Annotated in this window: 19 protein-coding genes; 13 read left to right on the top strand and 6 right to left on the bottom strand. The window is 68.0% G+C overall.

Annotated elements, in window-relative coordinates; translation table 11 throughout:
• Positions 1–23 precede the first annotated feature (23 nt).
• Complete coding sequence (locus ACOGW9_RS00625; RefSeq protein ID WP_419907389.1) at positions 24–1,772, top strand: cation:proton antiporter; 1,749 nt, start codon at positions 24–26, stop codon at positions 1,770–1,772.
• A 33-nt stretch (positions 1,773–1,805) separates the two neighbouring features.
• On the opposite strand, the gene ACOGW9_RS00620 is transcribed toward ACOGW9_RS00625, so the two are convergent.
• On the bottom strand, positions 1,806–2,600 hold the full coding sequence (locus tag ACOGW9_RS00620; RefSeq protein ID WP_419907388.1) for a class II aldolase/adducin family protein: 795 nt from the start codon (positions 2,598–2,600) through the stop codon (positions 1,806–1,808).
• Between the two features lie 134 nt (positions 2,601–2,734).
• Between ACOGW9_RS00620 and ACOGW9_RS00615 the strand changes: the two genes are divergently transcribed.
• The 6 genes from ACOGW9_RS00615 (at position 2,735) to ACOGW9_RS00590 (ending at position 10,871) form a co-directional block, all read left to right on the top strand.
• Positions 2,735–4,978, top strand: coding sequence for a CoA transferase (locus ACOGW9_RS00615; protein ID WP_419907386.1), 2,244 nt, complete (start codon positions 2,735–2,737; stop codon positions 4,976–4,978).
• Positions 4,979–5,142: 164 nt separating this feature from the next.
• The gene (locus tag ACOGW9_RS00610; RefSeq protein ID WP_419907384.1) at positions 5,143–7,491 is read left to right on the top strand and encodes a xanthine dehydrogenase family protein molybdopterin-binding subunit; all 2,349 of its coding nucleotides are present in this window, start codon (positions 5,143–5,145) and stop codon (positions 7,489–7,491) included.
• A gap of 43 nt (positions 7,492–7,534) precedes the next feature.
• Positions 7,535–8,830, top strand: coding sequence for an O-acetylhomoserine aminocarboxypropyltransferase (locus ACOGW9_RS00605; protein ID WP_419907382.1), 1,296 nt, complete (start codon positions 7,535–7,537; stop codon positions 8,828–8,830).
• Between the two features lie 4 nt (positions 8,831–8,834).
• Complete coding sequence (locus ACOGW9_RS00600) at positions 8,835–9,665, top strand: alpha/beta fold hydrolase (protein WP_419907380.1); 831 nt, start codon at positions 8,835–8,837, stop codon at positions 9,663–9,665.
• Between the two features lie 153 nt (positions 9,666–9,818).
• Entirely contained in the window at positions 9,819–10,358 is a 540-nt protein-coding gene (locus ACOGW9_RS00595) for an FAS1-like dehydratase domain-containing protein (RefSeq protein ID WP_419907378.1), read from the top strand.
• Between the two features lie 90 nt (positions 10,359–10,448).
• Positions 10,449–10,871, top strand: a complete 423-nt coding sequence (locus tag ACOGW9_RS00590) for a MaoC/PaaZ C-terminal domain-containing protein (RefSeq protein WP_419907376.1) — start codon at positions 10,449–10,451, stop codon at positions 10,869–10,871.
• A gap of 60 nt (positions 10,872–10,931) precedes the next feature.
• Here the strand turns inward: ACOGW9_RS00590 and ACOGW9_RS00585 are convergent, their stop codons facing one another.
• Complete coding sequence (locus tag ACOGW9_RS00585; RefSeq protein ID WP_419907374.1) at positions 10,932–12,188, bottom strand: acyl-CoA dehydrogenase family protein; 1,257 nt, start codon at positions 12,186–12,188, stop codon at positions 10,932–10,934.
• A 105-nt stretch (positions 12,189–12,293) separates the two neighbouring features.
• Here ACOGW9_RS00585 and ACOGW9_RS00580 point away from each other — a divergent pair, with 105 nt between their 5' ends.
• The 3 genes from ACOGW9_RS00580 (at position 12,294) to ACOGW9_RS00570 (ending at position 13,574) form a co-directional block, all read left to right on the top strand.
• Complete coding sequence (locus tag ACOGW9_RS00580) at positions 12,294–12,638, top strand: type II toxin-antitoxin system RelE/ParE family toxin (protein WP_419907372.1); 345 nt, start codon at positions 12,294–12,296, stop codon at positions 12,636–12,638.
• Positions 12,635–12,937, top strand: coding sequence for a helix-turn-helix domain-containing protein (locus ACOGW9_RS00575; protein ID WP_419856214.1), 303 nt, complete (start codon positions 12,635–12,637; stop codon positions 12,935–12,937). The genes ACOGW9_RS00580 and ACOGW9_RS00575 overlap by 4 nt, the downstream gene beginning before the upstream one ends.
• A gap of 88 nt (positions 12,938–13,025) precedes the next feature.
• On the top strand, positions 13,026–13,574 hold the full coding sequence (locus ACOGW9_RS00570) for a DsbA family oxidoreductase (RefSeq protein WP_419907370.1): 549 nt from the start codon (positions 13,026–13,028) through the stop codon (positions 13,572–13,574).
• Here the strand turns inward: ACOGW9_RS00570 and ACOGW9_RS00565 are convergent.
• The 3 genes from ACOGW9_RS00565 to ACOGW9_RS00555 all read right to left on the bottom strand — a co-directional run bounded on the left by ACOGW9_RS00565 (position 13,571) and on the right by ACOGW9_RS00555 (position 14,676).
• Positions 13,571–14,005, bottom strand: a complete 435-nt coding sequence (locus tag ACOGW9_RS00565; RefSeq protein WP_419907368.1) for a rhodanese-like domain-containing protein — start codon at positions 14,003–14,005, stop codon at positions 13,571–13,573. The genes ACOGW9_RS00570 and ACOGW9_RS00565 overlap by 4 nt on opposite strands.
• Before the next feature lie 172 nt (positions 14,006–14,177).
• Positions 14,178–14,486 carry a hypothetical protein gene (locus tag ACOGW9_RS00560; RefSeq protein WP_419907366.1) on the bottom strand — a complete coding sequence of 103 codons (309 nt, stop codon included), beginning with the start codon at positions 14,484–14,486 and terminating at the stop codon, positions 14,178–14,180.
• On the bottom strand, positions 14,479–14,676 hold the full coding sequence (locus tag ACOGW9_RS00555) for a hypothetical protein (RefSeq protein WP_419907364.1): 198 nt from the start codon (positions 14,674–14,676) through the stop codon (positions 14,479–14,481). The genes ACOGW9_RS00560 and ACOGW9_RS00555 overlap by 8 nt, the downstream gene beginning before the upstream one ends.
• Before the next feature lie 47 nt (positions 14,677–14,723).
• On the opposite strand from ACOGW9_RS00555, the gene ACOGW9_RS00550 reads away from it, so the two are divergent.
• Complete coding sequence (locus ACOGW9_RS00550; protein ID WP_419907362.1) at positions 14,724–15,194, top strand: hypothetical protein; 471 nt, start codon at positions 14,724–14,726, stop codon at positions 15,192–15,194.
• Positions 15,195–15,264: 70 nt separating this feature from the next.
• On the opposite strand, the gene ACOGW9_RS00545 is transcribed toward ACOGW9_RS00550, so the two are convergent.
• Positions 15,265–16,350, bottom strand: coding sequence for an IS110 family transposase (locus ACOGW9_RS00545; RefSeq protein ID WP_419907360.1), 1,086 nt, complete (start codon positions 16,348–16,350; stop codon positions 15,265–15,267).
• 311 nt (positions 16,351–16,661) lie between these two features.
• Here ACOGW9_RS00545 and ACOGW9_RS00540 point away from each other — a divergent pair, with 311 nt between their 5' ends.
• A complete protein-coding gene (locus tag ACOGW9_RS00540; protein WP_419907358.1) occupies positions 16,662–16,910 on the top strand; it encodes a hypothetical protein in 249 nt (82 codons plus the stop codon).
• 273 nt (positions 16,911–17,183) lie between these two features.
• Positions 17,184–17,402 (top strand): hypothetical protein, encoded by a 219-nt coding sequence (locus tag ACOGW9_RS00535; RefSeq protein ID WP_419907356.1) that lies wholly within the window; start codon positions 17,184–17,186, stop codon positions 17,400–17,402.
• The last annotated feature ends 55 nt before the right edge of the window (positions 17,403–17,457 follow it).

Genomic DNA, 17,457 nt, shown 5'->3' with positions numbered 1-17,457 from the left:
AGCACCCTTAGTCTTGGCGGCACGTGCTGCTAGCTGCTTCGGCACCGCCGCTGTTGACCGAACTGGCGATCCTGCTGGTTGCGGGAACGCTGATCGCATTCGTGTCGTCGCGTTTCGGGGTGGTGCCGATCGTCGGCTTCCTCGTTGCAGGCGCCGTCATCGGCCCCAGCGGGATCGGCCTCATCAGCGACATCGACCTGGTCAACCAGTCGGCCGACATCGGGGTGATGCTGCTGCTGTTCACCCTCGGCATCGAGTTCAGCCTCGAACGTGTGCGCCAGCTCGCCTCGCTGGTGGTGATCGGGGGTGCCAGCCAGGTCGGGCTCACCACGGGCATCGTCACCGGGATCGTCATGGCGTTCGGCGTCGAGTGGCAGACGGCGGTGTTCACCGGGTTGCTCGTGTCGCTCAGCAGCACCGCCATCGTGCTCAAGGTGCTCGCCGGCCGGCGGGCGATGACATCGCAGACCGGCAACGTCTCGGTCGGGTTGCTCATCTTCCAGGACCTGGCGATTGTCGCCATGGTGCTGGCGGTGCCATTGCTCGGCGGCGAGACCGGCGGTCCCGTCGACATCCTGCTCGCGCTCGGCAAGGCGGCAGGCATCGTCGTGGCGGTGGTCGTCGCGGCACGGACGCTGATGCCTGCGCTGCTCAGGCACGTCTCGCGATTCCAGTCCGCAGAGGTGTTCCTGCTGGCCATCCTGGCCATCTGCTTCGGCACCGCGTACGTGACGAGCCTGCTCGACGTGTCGATCTCGCTGGGCGCCTTCCTCGCTGGGTTGATGGTGAGCGAGAGCCGCGTCGCCGCTCGGGCGCTCGGCGAGGTGATGCCGCTGCAGATCCTGTTCTCGGCGACCTTCTTCGTGTCGATCGGCATGCTGCTCGATGTCGGCTACCTCGCCCGCAACCTGCCGCTGGTGGTCGGCCTCGCCGCCAGCGTCGTCGTTATCAAGCTGTTCACGACCGCATCGGCTGCGCTGCTGCTGCGTCAGCCTCGGGCGGTGGCCATCTCCGGGGCGGTGGTGCTCGCACAGGTCGGCGAGTTTTCATTCGTGCTTGAACGTGCGGGCCAAGAGGTCGGACTCGTTCCTGCGGGTCTCGCCAACGGCACTGACGCCTTCATCGCTGTCACGGTTCTGCTGATGGCATTCAGTCCGTTCGGCGTGCGTTGGGGCGACTCTCTCGCTGCGCGGCTCGAGGCCGGCGCCGACGACCGGCCATCCCGGCGACCTCGCATCGATGACGACGACATGCCCGATCCCGCCGACTACGAGCCGCTGACCGATCACGCCGTCGTGAACGGCTTCGGTCCGAGGGCGCGCCGCATCGTCAGCGCCCTCGAGCTGGCACACATCCCATACACCATCGTGTCGCTCGATCCCGAAGCGCAGCGCTGGGCGGCATCGACGGGCAGGCGGGTGCTCATCGGCGATGTCTCGCGGAACCTGATCGCGGACCGTGCGGGCTTGCGCGACGCGCGGATCGTGCTCTCGGTGGACAGCCCGCCTTCAGCCGTGGAGCAGTTCGCCCGCATCGCTCGCGAGCACAACCCCGACGTGGCTGTGCTCGCGTGGGCGGCAGACCCCGCCGACGCTGCCGATCTCGAGCGCGAGGGACTGGTAGATCACGTCGTCGCCGAACGCCAAGCCGCGCACGATGCGCTCATCGCTCACGCGCTCGGTCATTTCGAAGTTCCCGAGCCCGCAACCGAAGCGGTCACCCACGCGGTGCTGCACGCCGAGCTCACACCGCCAGACGAGGACGACTCCTAGCCGGCTCGCAAGCCAGACTGCGCCTGCGGCGGATCAGTCGAGGAAGCTGGGGTCTCGCTCGAGCAACTTGTCGTAGATCGGCTGGTAGCTGAACCAGCCGGCCAGCGGGCTGCCTGTCTGCGATGCCGTGAGCTTGGCGGACTCGTGGCGGATCGGGATCGGCGTGCCGGCCGCTTCAGCCAGCAGCTGGCTCTGGCAGGTGCGCTCCATGGTGATGAACCACCATGCAGCCTCGTCCACGGTGTTGCCGACGGTGAGCAGCCCGTGGTTCTGCAGGATCACCGCCTTGCAGTTGCCGAGCGCCTGGCCGATGCGCTTGCCTTCAGACGTGTCGAGCACTACGCCGGTGAAGTCGTCGAACAGGGCGTGGTCTTTGTAGAAGGCGCAGGCGTCCTGGGTGAGCGGGTCGAGCAGGCGGCCCAGGCTCGACCACGTCTTGCCGTACAGCGAGTGGGTGTGCGCCGCGGCGATCACGTCGGGCCGCGCCTTGTGCACCTCGCTGTGAATGGCGAACGCCGCCTGGTTCAGCGGGTAGCGCCCCTCCACGATGTTGCCGTCGTGGTCCACCAACAGCAGGTCGGACACCTTGATCTGGCCGAAGCCCACGCCGAACGGGTTGACCCAGAAGTGGTCGGTCCACTCGGGGTCCCGTGCGGTGACGTGGCCGGCCACGCCCTCCTCGAAGCCGAACAGCGAGAACGCCCGGTACACCGAGGCCAGGCGCTCCTTGCGGTGCTGCCGCTCGGCCTCGATCGTGTCGAACGTCGGCGCCTGCGGCATCGGGATCTCGGTGAAGGGGTCGGCGGCGGAATCGGTTGTGGTCGTCACGGAGGCCATCGTACGACGCTCGGGCTGCGGTGACCGGGGAGCGGCCCTGCTCGTCGCTGCGCCCGCATCGGCTCGACTGCGCCGAGCGCGGCGCATCGGGCGGATTCCCGAGCCGTCCACCTACAGTCGCGCTGGTGAGCACAGACGCAGCGGCTCGAGACGGCAACGCCCCGGTCCGCTGCCTTGAGGGTGTGCGGGTCGTGGAGCTGACGACCGGCATCGCCGGGCCGTACGCGGCGCGCTTCCTCGCCGATCAGGGTGCCGATGTGGTCAAGGTGGAGCCGCCCGGCGGCGACCCGTACCGAGCTGACCCGGGCTTCCACGCCGTGAGCCGAAACAAGCGCTCGGTGGTGCCCGACGGCGTCGAATGGGAGCGTGCGCCGCTGCCTGCCGATGTCGACGGGTCGCCGGCGTCGCTGCCCGGCATCCTGCGACCGACAGAGGCGTCGCTGACGATGCCGTTGCTGGGCGAGCTGCTCGCCGGCGCCGATGTCGTGTTCGTGCCTGACGGTCCGACCGCCTCGGCCGTCCGCAGGCGCGCCCCAAGCGCAGTGATCATCTCGTGCCCGACGTGGGGCGACCGCGGACCGTACGCAACCCGTGCGGGCACCCCGTCGCAGGTGGCCGCCGTGACCGGCATTGGCTGGAACCAGATCAGCTACTCCGAGGGCCCCGTCGAGCTGGTGGTGCCGCTCGCTTCCTACGGCGCCGGGATGCTCGGGGCGATGGCAGCGGCGGCGGGCCTATACGCACGGCGAGCCCAAGGGTCGGCGCCGACGTACATCGTGTCGGAGGTGTCCGGCTCGGGTGCCATGCAGATCGGCGACTTCGAAGTGCCCGAGATGGCCGACCTGGACCGCGACGGCTCCTGCCCGCTCGGCTCGGCCGGCCGGCTGCCCGTCTACCGGCTGTTCCGGGCTGCCGATGACCGGTGGATGTTCGTGGCCTGCGGAACGCTGCCGTTCTATGTGGCCATGCTGCGGGCGATCGGCCGCGAGGATCTGCTGGGCGACGAGCGATTCCCGGACCCGCCGTGGGGCCTGCTCGATCTCGAGCCGCTGGCGGAGATCACGCCGATCCTCGAAGACGCCTTCGCCGCCCGCCCGCTCCACGAATGGTTGGAGATCTTCAGCGCGCATGACGTGCCCTGCCAGCCGACCCAGACTCGCGACGAGTTCATGGCATCGGAGCTGGCGAAGGTCAACGGGCTCGACACTGCGGTCGAGCACCCCGAACGGGGCACCGTGCGCACCCCGCCCCAGCCGATGTGGATCGATGGCTGCGACGAGGTCGCGTTGCGGCCGGCGCCGTTGCTCGGCGAGCACACCGCCGAGGTCGAAGCCGAGCTCAGGGCCGGCGCATGGCCGGCGCGAGCGGAATCCGAGCCCTGGGTGCCGGGCAACCCGCCGCTGCGGGGCGTCAACGCCGTCGACCTCAGCTCGTTTATCGCCGGGCCGGTCATCACCCGCCACTTGGCGATGCTCGGCGCCGAGGTCATCAAGATCGAGCAGCCCGGCGGCGACCCGTTCCGCGTGCTCGGCCCGTACTTCAACGGCTGGAACCAATCAAAGCGCTCGATCTGCCTCGATCTCAAAGAGGCTGCCGACCATGCGGTCATGGCGCAGCTCGTGGCCGGGGCCGACGTCATCGTGGAGAACTTCCGGCCGGGCGTCGCGGCACGCCTCGGCGTCGCCGATGAGGACCTGCGCCGCATCCGTCCCGATGCGGTGCTGGTGAAGAGTCCTGGTTACGGCCGTGACGACTCCATGGCCGAGGTGCCGGCGTTCGATCCGCTGCTGCAGGCGCTGGGCGGGATCATGGCGGCGCAGGGCGGCGATGACGAGCCGGTGTTCCTGACGGTGCCGGTGCACGACGCCGCCACGCCGATGATCGCCGCCTTCGGTGTGCTGTGCTCGCTGTACCGGCGGCGGAGCGACGGCGAGGGCCGGACGGTGCGAACGTCGCTGACCCAGACCGTCACCGCCGCACAGGCAGCCGAGTTCGTGCAGTACGAGGGGCGGCCGCCCGCCGAGAAGGGCGGAATGGACTACCGGGGCGCGGGCCCCGAGCGCACCTACGTCGAAGTTCCCGATGCCGACGGGCCCGAGTGGGTCTGGCACCAAACGACGCCGGAAGGCACCAGCGACCTGCCGGCCGAGCGGCGCGGCTTCGTGAGATCCACGGTCGCCGTCGACAACCGTCATGTCGTCGACCTGCCCGAGACCGAGTGGGGCCCGATGATCCAGCTCGGTTCCCTCGTCGGCGGCATCGACGTGCCGATGCGCCGAGCTCCTTACCTCGACGAGCACCGAGCAGAGATCACCGTCGAGCTCGCCACGTCCGGGGACTCCGGCACGCAGCCTGCGGCGGCCGACTGAAGGTTCCGACTCGGCTCGAACAGCGATTGCACCAAGCGAGCGGCGCGGACAGCCGTTCTGTCGCGACACTTCTCTCGCCCCGCTCTAGTTCGCTTCGCTCACGGGCCGCTCGGGCCACGGCTTCGCCTTGCGGCTCAGCCTCTGTGCATCACTACGGTGAGCCCATGGCGACGGCGCGACTTGCCTCTGAGGATCTGCCGATGCTGCGCGGATCGGCGGCCTTCACCGCCGATCTGCCGCTGCCCGACGGCTGCTTGCACGCCGCGTTCGTGCGCTCGACGGTGGCCCACGGCGACCTGCGCAGCGTCGATCTGCGCGAGGCCGAGCAGGCGCCGGGCGTCGTCGCGGTCTTCGAAGCGGCGGGGCTGGGATTGGCGCCGCTGGAGTACTACCGGGCCACCACGCTCGGCGGCCAGATGGCCCGGCCGCTGCTGGCCACCGAACGGGTCCGTTTCGTCGGCGAGCCGATCGCCGTCGTGCTGGCCGATTCGCCCGTCCACGCCCTCGACGCCGCTGAGCTGGTCGCCGTCGAGATCGACGAGCTGCCGGCGGTCATCGACGCCGAGCAGGCTGCAGCCGACGATGTGCTGCTGTTCCCCGCTGCGGGAACCAACGTGGTGCGGCCGCTGGATCCCCCCGACGGCGGCGGCTTCCTGTCACCGCCCACCGAACTTGACGATGCAGCTGCCCCTCCTGCCGAACCCGGTGAGGATCCCTGTGACGGCGCGCAGTGTGTTGTGGAGCTGGTCTGCGAGAACGACCGGCTCACCTCGCTGCCGATCGAGCCGTGCGCCATCGTCGCGACGCCCTTCGAGCTGCTCCGGGGCACGCCGCTGGCGCAGGGCGCTTCGCCTGACTGCGAGCTGGACATCTGGAGCACCGGCCAGGGCGTGCACAGAGCGCCGTACCTGTACCGGCGTTTGCTGGGCATCCCGGTTACGGCGGTGCGAGTCCGCGAACCGCAGGTCGGCGGCGGGTTCGGCGGCCGGGGCGACCCCATGCCGGAGTTCTTCGTGGTGGCCCGGGCCGCCCAGCTGCTCGAACGCCCGGTTCGCTGGGTGCAGAGCCGCCAGGAGCAGTTCGTCTCCATGCCCTACGGGCGGGGCCAGCGGCACCGCATCCGGATGGGTTTCGACCCCGACGGCCGCATCGTCGGGATCGACGTGGTCATGTGGTGCGACGCCGGTGCGTACCCGCACATGGCACCGATGCTGACCGCGGCCAGCTACCGCCAGAGCACCGGCCTGTACCGCGTGCCGCGGCTGCGCTACCGCATCAGCTCCGCGGTCACGAACGCCCCGCCGACCGGTGCCTACCGCGGCGCCGGCCAGCCCGAGGTGAACGCAGCGCTCGAACGGGCCATCGACGCCGGCGCCCGCAGGCTCGGCCTAGATCCTGCCGACGTTCGCCGCCGGAACCTCTTGCGTGCTGACGAGCTGCCGTTCGACACGGGCACCGGCATCGTGCTCGACAGCGGCGACCCGCATCGCGCGCTCGATGCTGCCCAGGAGCTCATCGACGCCGAACGCTGGCAGGCGCTGGCAGTCGAGCGCCGAGCAGCCGGCGGTCGCTCGGCACTGATCGGGATCGGGTACGGCTGCTACAGCCAGAGCGCAGGCAGCGGCGACGATCCTGACTACGCCTCGCTGGAGCTGGGCACCGACGGGAGCGTGCTGGTCACTTGCGGCAGTCACGGCCACGGCCAGGGTCACCACAGCCTGTGGGCCCAGATCACCAGCGCCCGGGTCGGCATCGCCGAAGGCGCCGTGCGGGTGAACGACGCCGACTCGGCGACATCGTCCTACGGCGGGGTCACCGGCGGTTCCCGCACCGCGTCGGTGCTGGGCAGCCAGATCGCCGAAGCAGCGACCGAGCTGCGCGCCCGCATCTGCGAGGTGGCAGGAGAACTGCTCGAAGCCAGCCCCGACGACATCAGCCTCACGCCCGACGGCGCGCACGTTGCTGGCGTGCCGTCCCGGCTGACCAGCTGGGCCGACATTGCCGCGGCAGCACCGCAGGGAATCAGCGCGACCGTCACCGAACGCAGCGCCGGCGTGACCCATCCCTACGGCACCCATGCAGCAGTCGTGGAGGTCGACGCGGAGACGGGGCGTGTCGAGTTGTTGGCATTTGCGGCCGTGGACGACTGCGGGCGGATGCTGTCGGAGGCATCGGTCGAAGGACAGCAGCACGGCGGCGCGGTGGCCGGCATCTCCCAGGCGCTGATGGAGGCAGGGCAGTGGGACGCCGACGGCACTCCTCGCACCACCACGCTTGTGGACTACCTGATCCCGGCCGCAGCCGATGTGCCCTCCATCGAGACTGCCCGGCTCGGCACACCCACCGATCGCAACGAGCTCGGCACCCGCGGCATCGGCGAGAACGGGGCCATCGCCGCTCCGCCTGCAGTGCAGAACGCCGTCATCGACGCGGTCGCCCACCTCGGCGTCACCCACATCGACATCCCGCTCACACCCCAGCGCGTCTGGGAAGCGATTCGAGCCGCTCAATAGCAAAGCAGTGCTTGAATGCAGGCAAGCGACCCCGGAGGCACCCATGGTCGAGCCGGATTTCCTGCACTTCGACACGCTGGCGCTGCACGCCGGTCAGCGGCCCGACCCGACCACCGGGGCGCGGGCCGTGCCGATCTACCAGACCACGTCGTTCAGCTTCACCGACACCGAGCAGGCGGCCAGCCTGTTCAACCTCGAGATCCCCGGCCACATCTACAGCCGCATCTCCAATCCCACCGTTGCCGTACTTGAGGAGCGGATCGCCGCGCTCGAGGGCGGCGTCGGCGCGGTCTGCACGGCCAGCGGCATGGCGGCGTTCCACCTGGCGTGCGCCACGATCGCCTCAGCGGGCGACCACATCGTGGCCAGCCGCAACATCTATGGCGGCACCCACAACATCCTGAGCCTCACGCTGCCCCGCTTCGGCATCACCACCACGTTCGTCGACCCCCGCGACCTCGATGCGTGGCGCAGCGCCATCCAGCCCAACACCAAGGTGCTGTTCGCCGAGACGCTGGGCAATCCCAACATCGAGGTGCTCGACGTGCCGGCCGTTGCCGCCGTCGCACACGAAGCCGACCTGCCGCTGATGCTCGACGCCACGTTCACCACGCCGCACCTGATGCGGCCTATCGAGCTGGGCGCCGACATCGTGATGCACAGCGCCACCAAGTTCCTCGGTGGTCACGGCGTTGCGATCGGCGGGGTCGTGGTGGATGGCGGGCGTTTCGACTGGGCCGCCTCGGGCAAGTTCCCGACGCTCAGCGAGCCCTATGCGGGCTACCACGGCATCGCCTTCACCGACGAGTACGGGCCCCAGGCGCTGTCGATGCGGGCCCGAGCGGAGGGCCTGCGCGACTTCGGCGCCGCCATGAGCCCGGCGGTGGCGTTCCACCTGTTGCAGGGCGTTGAGACTCTCCCTCTGCGCATGGACCGCCATGTCGCCAATACCGAGGCGGTGATCGAGTTCCTCACCTCCCACGACGCCGTGAGCTGGGTGAGCCACCCGTCGGTACCGTCGCATCCCGATCACGAGCTGGCCAAGCGGCTGCTGCCGCGGGGCGCTGGCGCAATCCTCAGCTTCGGCGTCGAAGGCGGGCGCGAGGCCGGACGGCGGTTCATCGAAGCAGTGCGGCTGGCCTCGCATCTGGCCAACGTGGGCGACGCCAAGACGCTCGTGATCCATCCCGCCAGCACCACCCACCAGCAGATGAGCGCCGAGGATCTGGTCGCTGCTGGCGTCGGCGAGGACCTGGTGCGGCTGTCGGTGGGCCTGGAGCACCCGGGCGACATCATCTCGGACCTGTCCCGCGCCCTGCGGGCATCGCAGAAGGGCTGAACCGATGACAGCTACCGAGATGTTTTCGCTTGACGTCCGTGACCATGCTGTCGGTGTGGCCGCCGGGGGAGTGGTGCCCGATGCAGTGTCGGCGGCCGAGGCGCCGGTGGTGCTGCTCGTGCACGGCGCAGGCATGAACCGCACGGTGTGGCAGCTGCAGACCCGCTGGCTGGCGCACCACGGCTACACGCCGCTCGCCATCGACCTGCCGGGTCACGGCAACAGCGAGGGCGAGCCGCTCGGATCGGTGGCCGAGATGGCCGACTGGCTCGGCGACGCCATCACTGCCGTGGGGGAGCGGCTCGATTGCGCCCAAGTTCGTCTTGTCGGCCATTCGATGGGGTCGCTGGTCTGCACCGAGGCCGCAGCCGCCGATCACGATCGCATTGCTCGCTTGGTGCTGATGGGCACCGCGGCGGGAATGCCTGTCCATCCAGCGCTGCTGGGTGCCGCCGAGAAGAACGAGCTGCTGGCGCCCGAGCTCATGACCGCCTGGGGACACGGCAACCGGGCGCATGTCGCCACCAACCCCACACCCGGGCTGTGGATGCTCGGCGGCAGCGTCGCCCTGCTGGAACGCGCCGACGAGGGCGTGATCCACGCCGACCTGTCCGCCTGCGCGGCCTACGAGGCCGGTGACGTCGCCGCCCGTGTTCAGTGCCCGGTGACCGTCATCGTGGGCAGCGAGGACAAGATGACCCCACCGCGGGCCGCAGCACCGCTGATCGCCGACTTCGCCGACTGCGACGTGATCCATCTCGCCGGAGCCGGCCACATGATGATGAACGAGGATCCGGCCGCCATCCGCACCGCACTTGCGCACGCTTTGGCCTGACGGCACCCGGAATCGACGACCTTCGCGAGCGCAGCGCCCATTGCCGTGCTGGCCACGGCAGCGTCTGCGCCGGCCGGCCGTGCGCGCTTGTCGCGCGGCTGCCATCATGTGCCGGCGGCAATTTGACGCAACCTGCCGCAGAAGGAGCCGGACATGGCAGTCGAGCGATTTCCCGTCGAGGCCTCGCACATCCTGATGTTCGCGAGGTCGATTGGCGACACGAACCCGATCTACAGCGACCCGGAGTACGCCGCTGGCACCGAGGTCGGCTCGATCATCGCGCCGCCGACGTTCGCACAGTCGAGTGCGCAGTTCGACCCCGACTACTTCCTGCGCCCCAAGGCCGACAAGAAGTGGTTCGGCAGCGGCCGCACCGCCTCGGGCACCCTGGTGCGCGACCTGTCCGAGGCCGACGGCGATGACGTCGCCGACGAGCGCGAGGACGACAAGCAGTCCGGCGCTGCGGCAGGTGGGCTGCACGCCGAGCAGCACTTCACCTATCACCGGCATCTGAAGCCGGGCGACGTGCTGCACACGGTCACCTACGACGGCGAGCGCTGGGAGAAACAGTCCAAGCGGGCGGGCATCCTCAAGTTCTCCGAGGCCGTCACCGAGTACCGCGACGAAGACGACGAGCTGGTCATCACGGCCAAGGGCGTCGGCGTCGTCACCGAGAAAGTCATCGACGGCTAGGCCGGAGATGACCCATCAAACGCGGATCGACAACTAGCGGTTCGCCACTGGCACGAACGCAGCACTCACCACCCAGGAAGGCACACAGACATGGCACTCAGCGCATCGCAGCTCAACGTCGGCGACAGCTACTCCGAGCAGATCGTCGATGACCTCACCCGCACCCAGATCGTCCAGTACGCCGGCGCGTCGGGCGACTACAACCCAGTCCACACCGACGAGAAGTTCGTCACCGAGGTGGCCGGCTACCCGACGGTGTTCGCCCACGGCATGCTCACCATGGGCATGACCGGCCGCATGGTCACCAACTACGTCGGCGACGGCCGCCTCACCTACTACGGCGTGCGGTTCACCAGCCAGGTGTGGCCCGGCGACACGCTCACCGCCAAGGCCGAGGTTGCCGATATCCGCGACGAGGGCGGCCAGAAGCTGGTCGATCTCACCATCACCACCACCAACCAAGACGACCGGCCAGTCCTCACCGGCCAAGCCACCGCCCGCCTCGACGACTGAACGGCGCTAGCCCTTGGCGCGCCCGGCGCGGTGCTAGCGCTGCACCCGTTGGGCGCTGTGCTAGCCCTTCGCCCTTCCGGCGAAGCCGAACAGCTTGCCGGCGACCTTGCGGATCTGGATCTCCTCTGAGCCCTCGGTGATCCGGTACCGGCGGTGGTGCCGGTAGATGTGCTCGAAGGGCATGTGGCGGCCGTAGCCGTTGCCGCCGCAGCTCTGCATGGCCCGGTCGGCAGCATCGCAGCAGAACCGGTTGCCCCGGTAGTTGCACATGGCCACCTTGTCGGTGATCTCCATGTGGTCGACGCCCTCGTCCATCTCCCAAGCGGTCTTCCAGATGAGCGCCCGAACCATCTCGGCTTCGGTGTACAGCTCGGCCAGCGGGAACTGGATGGCCTGGTTCTGCGCCAGGGGCTTGCCGAACGTGGTGCGGTTCTTCACATAGTCGACCGCCACATCGATGCAGTGCAGGCCGGCGCCGACCGATGACGCGGCCTGGCGGATCCGGTTCTCGTGCACGAAGAGCTGCGCTGTCTGCAGGCCCCGTCCCTCGGTGCCGAGGATGTCGTCGTTGCTCACCCGCACGTCAGTCAGCCGCACGTGGGCGTGGTCGGTGGGCATGTTGAAGGTCCACATGAACTTCTCCACCGCAAACCCGGGCGTGTCGACCGGCACGATGAAGCAGGTGATGCCGTGCCCCTCGCCGGGGTTCCCCGAGGTGCGGGCGAAGATGTAGTCGTGGGTGGCGTGGTGGAGCCCGGTGTTCCAGTACTTCTCGCCGTTGATCACCCACTCATCGCCGTCGCGCACGGCGGTGGTTTCCATCCAGGTGGCATCGGAGCCGTGCAGCGGCTCGGTGAGGCCGAAGCCGATGCGGGCCTGGCCCTCCAGCATCTTGGGGATCCAATACTCCTGCTGGGCGGGTGAGCCGTAGCGCTCCATCATCAGCACGGTCGGGAAGTTGCCGATGATCGAGTTCTCGTTCTGCAGGTCGTTGTGCAGCCCGAGGCCGCGGCGCGCCAAGTGCTCGCGGATGATGGCCATGCCCAGGTTGGTGCCGTTGCTGCCGCCGAAACGCTCGGGCAGGTGCCAGCGCAGGAAGCCCGCCTTGTCGGCCTCCTTGCGCATGCGGACCAGCAGGGCTTCCCATTCCGCATTGGGCAAGCCCTCGCGCTCCCAGTCGGTGCGCGAGTCTTCTCGCCGGTGGTCAAAAAAGCGGATGTTGTCGTCTTCGTTCTCGATGGGCTTGATGACGTCGTCGATGAACGTGTCCAGGTCGTCGAGCAGCTGGGCGATGTCGGCGGGGATGGTGAAGTCCATGCGCGGCAAGCTACCCGGCTGCCTGCGGCCCCCGCCGACCCGGCGCGCCGCCCGCGCAAAAAAACGATGTGCGCGTAACTACGCCAATGGCGTATACCATCGGCGATGGATGGACGCCTGTACACGGTCGTAGAAACACCTACGTATCTTGCGGACGCCACGGCATTTCTGTCTGAGACGGAGCGTGAAGAAATTGTCAACCGTGGCGCTGCCAACCCGACTGAGGGGGTTTCGCTCGGAGGGGGCATCCGCAAGATGCGCGTCAAACTGCCAGGACGCGGTAGGCGAGGTGGCGCCCGGATCGTGTTCCTGTTTGGAGGCGACCAGATGCCGATCATCCTGCTAGCTGCGTTTAGGAAGAATGAGAAGGCCGGCCTCACGCCCAAGGAACGTCAAGCACTCGTCGACATCGGCAGGCGCCTGTCTGCTGGCGATGGGGGGCTGAAATGAAGTCAGCATTTGACAAGATCAAGGCTGGCCTCCGTGACGCTGAGGCGTATCTGGACGGCGAGCGAAGCGGTTTCGTGACTCACGAGGTGGTGGTCGCCGAGCCAGATGTCAGAGCGATCCGTGCCAGAACTGGGCTCTCGCAGGATGCGTTCGCTCGCAGCATCGGTGTCGCGCCGAGCACATTGAGAAACTGGGAGCAGGGACGCCGTCGCCCCCAGGGGCCCGCTCGCGTGCTCTTGGCACTGCTTGACCAGCAGCCCGGGATTATTCAGGAACGGCTCGGCGCCGTGCGGCGCTAGCGGTCTGGGCGTGGACGCGCGGGAGGATGCAACAGCAATGAAGATGTCGGTGTTGGTGTGGTCGGATTACCTGTGACCGTGGTGCCACTTGGCACGGGCCCGGGCGGTCCGCCTGGCTGAACGGCACGATCTCGACATCACCTGGCTGGCGTACGAGATCCATCCCGAGGTGCCGCTCGAGGGCGTCGAGGTTCGCATGAGCTTCGAGCGAATTGCCGAGATGGCCGAAGCCGAAGGCATCACGTTCGTGGTGCCCAAGCGCCTGCGCAACAGCGCCAAGGCGCACCAAGCCGCGCTGGCCGTCGAGCACGCCGACCCCGACGCCGCCGAGCGCTATCACGACCGGCTCTATGCGGCCTACTGGGAAGACGAGCTCGATGTCGCCGATCCTGAAGTGCTGGTCAGCCTGGCGGCAGACGTGGCCATCGACCCAGACGTGCTGCGACGGGTCGTCGCCAACGACGAGCTGCTGTCGGCCTTGCGGGCGTCGATGACCCGGGCGAACGAGTGGGGGATCAGCGCCACGCCGAGCTGGTTGTTCGACGGTCGCCTCGTGATCCCGGGCGCGCAAGACGACGACTTCATGGCCGACGTGATCACGCGGCTGCGTGAGCGGCCTGCACCGCCCGTCGGCTAGGAGTTTGCGGCTTTCGGCGGTGGCACCACGGGCAAGCCGTGCTCTTTCCAACCTTCGATGCCGCCGTCGAGATCGGTGGCCCGTGCGAATCCCAGCTGCTGGAGCTGGGCCGCGGCAAGGCTCGAGCTGTAGCCCTGATTGCAGACGATGACCAGATGGTCGTCGAGACCCGCCGCGGTTCCCTCCGAAGCGCCCGAGTCCGGATCGAGGCGCCACTCCAGCACTAGCTGCCCGATGTGCTCGGAGCCCTCGATGACGCCGGTCCGCTCCCGGTCATCTCGCGGGCGAATGTCGATGACACGCAGTTGCGACTCGCCGTCGCCGCTTCCGGAGCCCATCAGCTCTGCCAGCTCAGCGGGCGCGACCCGCTCCAGTCCCGAACGCGCCTCGTCCAGCAGATGGTGGATGGTCTTGCGCCGAGGCTCAGGCATTGCTCAACGCTCCCAACGCTGCGATGCCCGCGATCCTAAGACGCACTGCCGCGCCCCAAGGCGCGCCGGTCCGCAGCTGCTGCCCAACGGTCGGCGATCAGGCAGGCTTCTCGATTCCGACGGATGTCGAGCAACGGCCCAAGGGAAACGACCACGCTCGTAGCGTGCGTCGCTAGACCGAGACTGGCGTCTTGTCGATGGTTCGCTTCAGCGCTTCAGCGATGATGTCGATCATCGCTTCGAGCAACGCTCTGACCGGCACGGGCAGTTCGTCAGGCTGTGTGTGCCGGTCGGGGTCGTCATGCCATATCTCGCGCGCCGCCTCAAGCAGCTCAGAACAGCGGCGCTGCTCGGAATAGGTGAGATCGAACCGTTCCCATTCGGGCGCGTCGAGATCGAGGACGTAAACCTCGTCGTGAAAGACATCCGAGCCTCGGCTGAGCACGATTCGGAACTCGACAGCAGCGTCGGTGTCACTCATCTGACTGTCTCCTGACCCTGAGTTCGGCGGTTGTCTTGATCGTCTGCTTTTCTAGATCATTGATATCGCGTCTGAGCTGCTTCAGTTCGTCAGCGATGCGGCCGGTGAACTTCTTGACGATCCAACCGATGGTGAAAAATGCTCCCCCAGCGACAGCAGCGACAGCGCCATGCTCGGTCAGACTCTCCACCGCCGCAGCGTAACCACACAAACCGTATGGGGCCACAACCGGTTTTGATGCCCCATGGGGTCACGAACAGCCGCAAGGGCAAGGCAGCGGGGGAAGCACTGCCGACGCGCATCACGCTGGTCGAGCTGTCTAGCCAATCGCATGATTCCCCAGCGCTGCCCAAGGCGCCTCGTCGACAGCTCGGCAGCGCCGCCGCCCCGCGGCACAGCGGCCACATTGCGCAAGATGCCGTGCTCGAACACCCACCGGAAAGCCGGCGTGGTCCGTCCGCCGTGGCCATGGGTGGCGATGCGGTGGTGAAGCTCCACCATCAAGCCGCCGTCATCGGCGCGAAACATCGGCCGTTGCCACCATGCCGGGGCCGCACATCCACGAAGGTCGAACCCCAGAACGCGAACCCGCGGTCGTCGCCGCTGCCGCTGACCGAGCCGATGCGCTTCGCGTCGGCATCGGTCGGCGCTGGCGCTCGGACGAAGTGGCTGGGCGAGCTGAAACGCACCGATCAGCGGTCCAGCTAGCCCCTGATGGCATAGGTGATGGCCTATCCAGGAATGGGGTTGTCGGACGCTCCCTTGTCAAGTGTGGTGGTTAGGCGACGTGAAGTCGGGCCTGTTGCCGGTGTTTTTCGTCTCGCCACATTCTGCGGATGACGCGGTTGGCGAGGTGGCGTTTGTGGGCTCGTCGTGCTTCGCGTCGGGTCTTGCCCTCGCCGGTTTTTCGGGTGAGGTAGGCGGCGGCATCGGGCTGGCTGCGGGCCTGGGTGACCGACGCGATGTGCAGCACGGAGTTGATGCGCCGGTTGCCTCTGAAGTCGAGCCGGTGCTTGACGGGCTGGCCGCCGCCTTCGCCTGAGGACAAGGCGACGGCGCCGGTACCGCACCAGCGGGCGAATTTGGACTCGCGGTCGAACCGGGTGGGGTCGCCGACCTCGCACAGCAGGGTGGCTGCGGCGATGGGGCCGATGCCGGGCTCGTCGCGCAGGGTGGTGCCGTGGCGGTCGAGCAGCTCGTCGATGAGACGCTCCAGGCGGCGGATCTCGCGGCGCGCTTCGCGGTCTTGTTCGATGAACGCTTGAAGCTGGGCCAAGCGGTAGCTGCCGGCGGGGGTCGGGCAGGCGGCGGGGTCGAGGTGTTCGAGGCGGCGCAGCCGGCTCTCGATCTTGCCGACTGTGGTGAGCTGGTCACGTATCTCGGTGGGGAGCTTGGAGATCTGGTCCGCGATGTGGTGCAGCATCAATGTGCGAGCAGCCACAAGGGTTCTGCGGTGCTCGAGCACGGCCTCGATCTGAGCGACGAGGGGGTCATAGACCTCCAGCGCTTGGACGGGGCCCAGCGTCGGCTCGGCCAGCAGCGCCCGCGCCGAGGCGACCGCGTCGACGGCGTCGGTCTTGCCCAGCCGCCGAGATCGGCGCTGCGCGGCCGAGCGGGACGCGGGCACCTCGCGGGCGTCGAACCCCGCCGCGGCGAGAGCGATCGCGACATGGGCTCCCCATTTCGCCGAGCCCTCCACGCCGACCTGCTCGACGCCGTGCACGTCGAGCAGATCGATCGCAGCGGCGTAGCCCGCAGCGGTGTTCGCGTAGGTCTCGTGGCCGATCTCGACGCCGTTGGCGTCGACGATCCCCAAAGTGAAGGTGTCCTGGTGGGGGTCGATCCCCCCGACCGCAGATGTCATGCTGTGCTCCTGCTGGAAGTGATGTTCCGGTGGGTCCGGGACGGCAGGGGCGCTTCGTCACAACCGAGTCGAGACAGTCAGGCTCCCTTCAAGACAGGAGCGCTCCTGCCGGCCCCACGCTCGACGCGACAGGTCAATCAACAGGCACCAGGCCAGAATTTTGTGGAGTCACCGCCGAGCACGAGGCCGGACCGTAACCCCCTGGCAGAAAGCCCCGGCAGACCCAACAGTGACACTCGGGACTTTTGTGTATCGGGCGTGATCTGAGGGGCCGCAGCGCTAGGGGCTGTGGGCTGGGAAGGATCATGTCTGTGACTGATCATGACGTGCTGGCTGTGCCGGCGGGCGATGCTGCCGGCGAGGCGGCGATGAAGGACTGGGCCGAGATGCTCGTGGACCGGGCGCGTGCCCAGGGCGTGGAGCTGACCGGCGTGGGAACATCGGATTCGAATCACTCCTCATGCGCCATATGTGGTTATGGAGCATGTGGCTCCCGAAAATGTGAAATTGTTGATCAGTTTCAATCGGCCCGCACGAGGAAGGTGTCAAGAGGTGCCTGAGCCCGAAGAGGAAACAACCAAATGAGGGGACCCGTGCGGGAGACGCTTGCGGTGCTGTTGTGCGCGGTCCCACTGGCGCTAGTCGTCGGTCCAGTCGGCGCTCACGAACCTGCTGCTGTGTTGCCGCCTGCAGATGTCATGGGCGAGTGCGGCGTTGGCCCGGGGGCTCGAGCGATCGTCGTGGCTAGCGATCGCGCGGCACAGAGCGATATGTACAACGCCGTCTCTCTGCTTCAAGTGATGCGGCCCTTGGGTCCTGGAGGTGCGTGCCTCGTGCTCGCGGGGTCGAGGGACGGAGCCTTCCCGTCGGATCAGCGTGAGCGGTTGCGAGGAATCGAGGGATTGGTGATCGTGCTTGGGGGCGAGGCGGCGGTTCCAAACAGCAAGCTTGAAGGCATCGAACACGCTCGGCTGAGCGGCGATGATCGTTGGCACACTGCCGAACTTGTCGGCCAGCTCGCGACCTATTTTGGCGTCGAGTTCTTGGACTAGAGGCTGTCTGCGATCGTCCATCAGGACTTCCTCTCACGAGAAACCCCGACTGTCA

The sequence above is a fragment of the Candidatus Poriferisodalis sp. genome (assembly GCF_965203655.1).
In the GTDB taxonomy this organism is placed as follows: domain Bacteria; phylum Actinomycetota; class Acidimicrobiia; order Acidimicrobiales; family Poriferisodalaceae; genus Poriferisodalis.
This window is presented reverse-complemented; position numbering and strand designations above follow the sequence as displayed.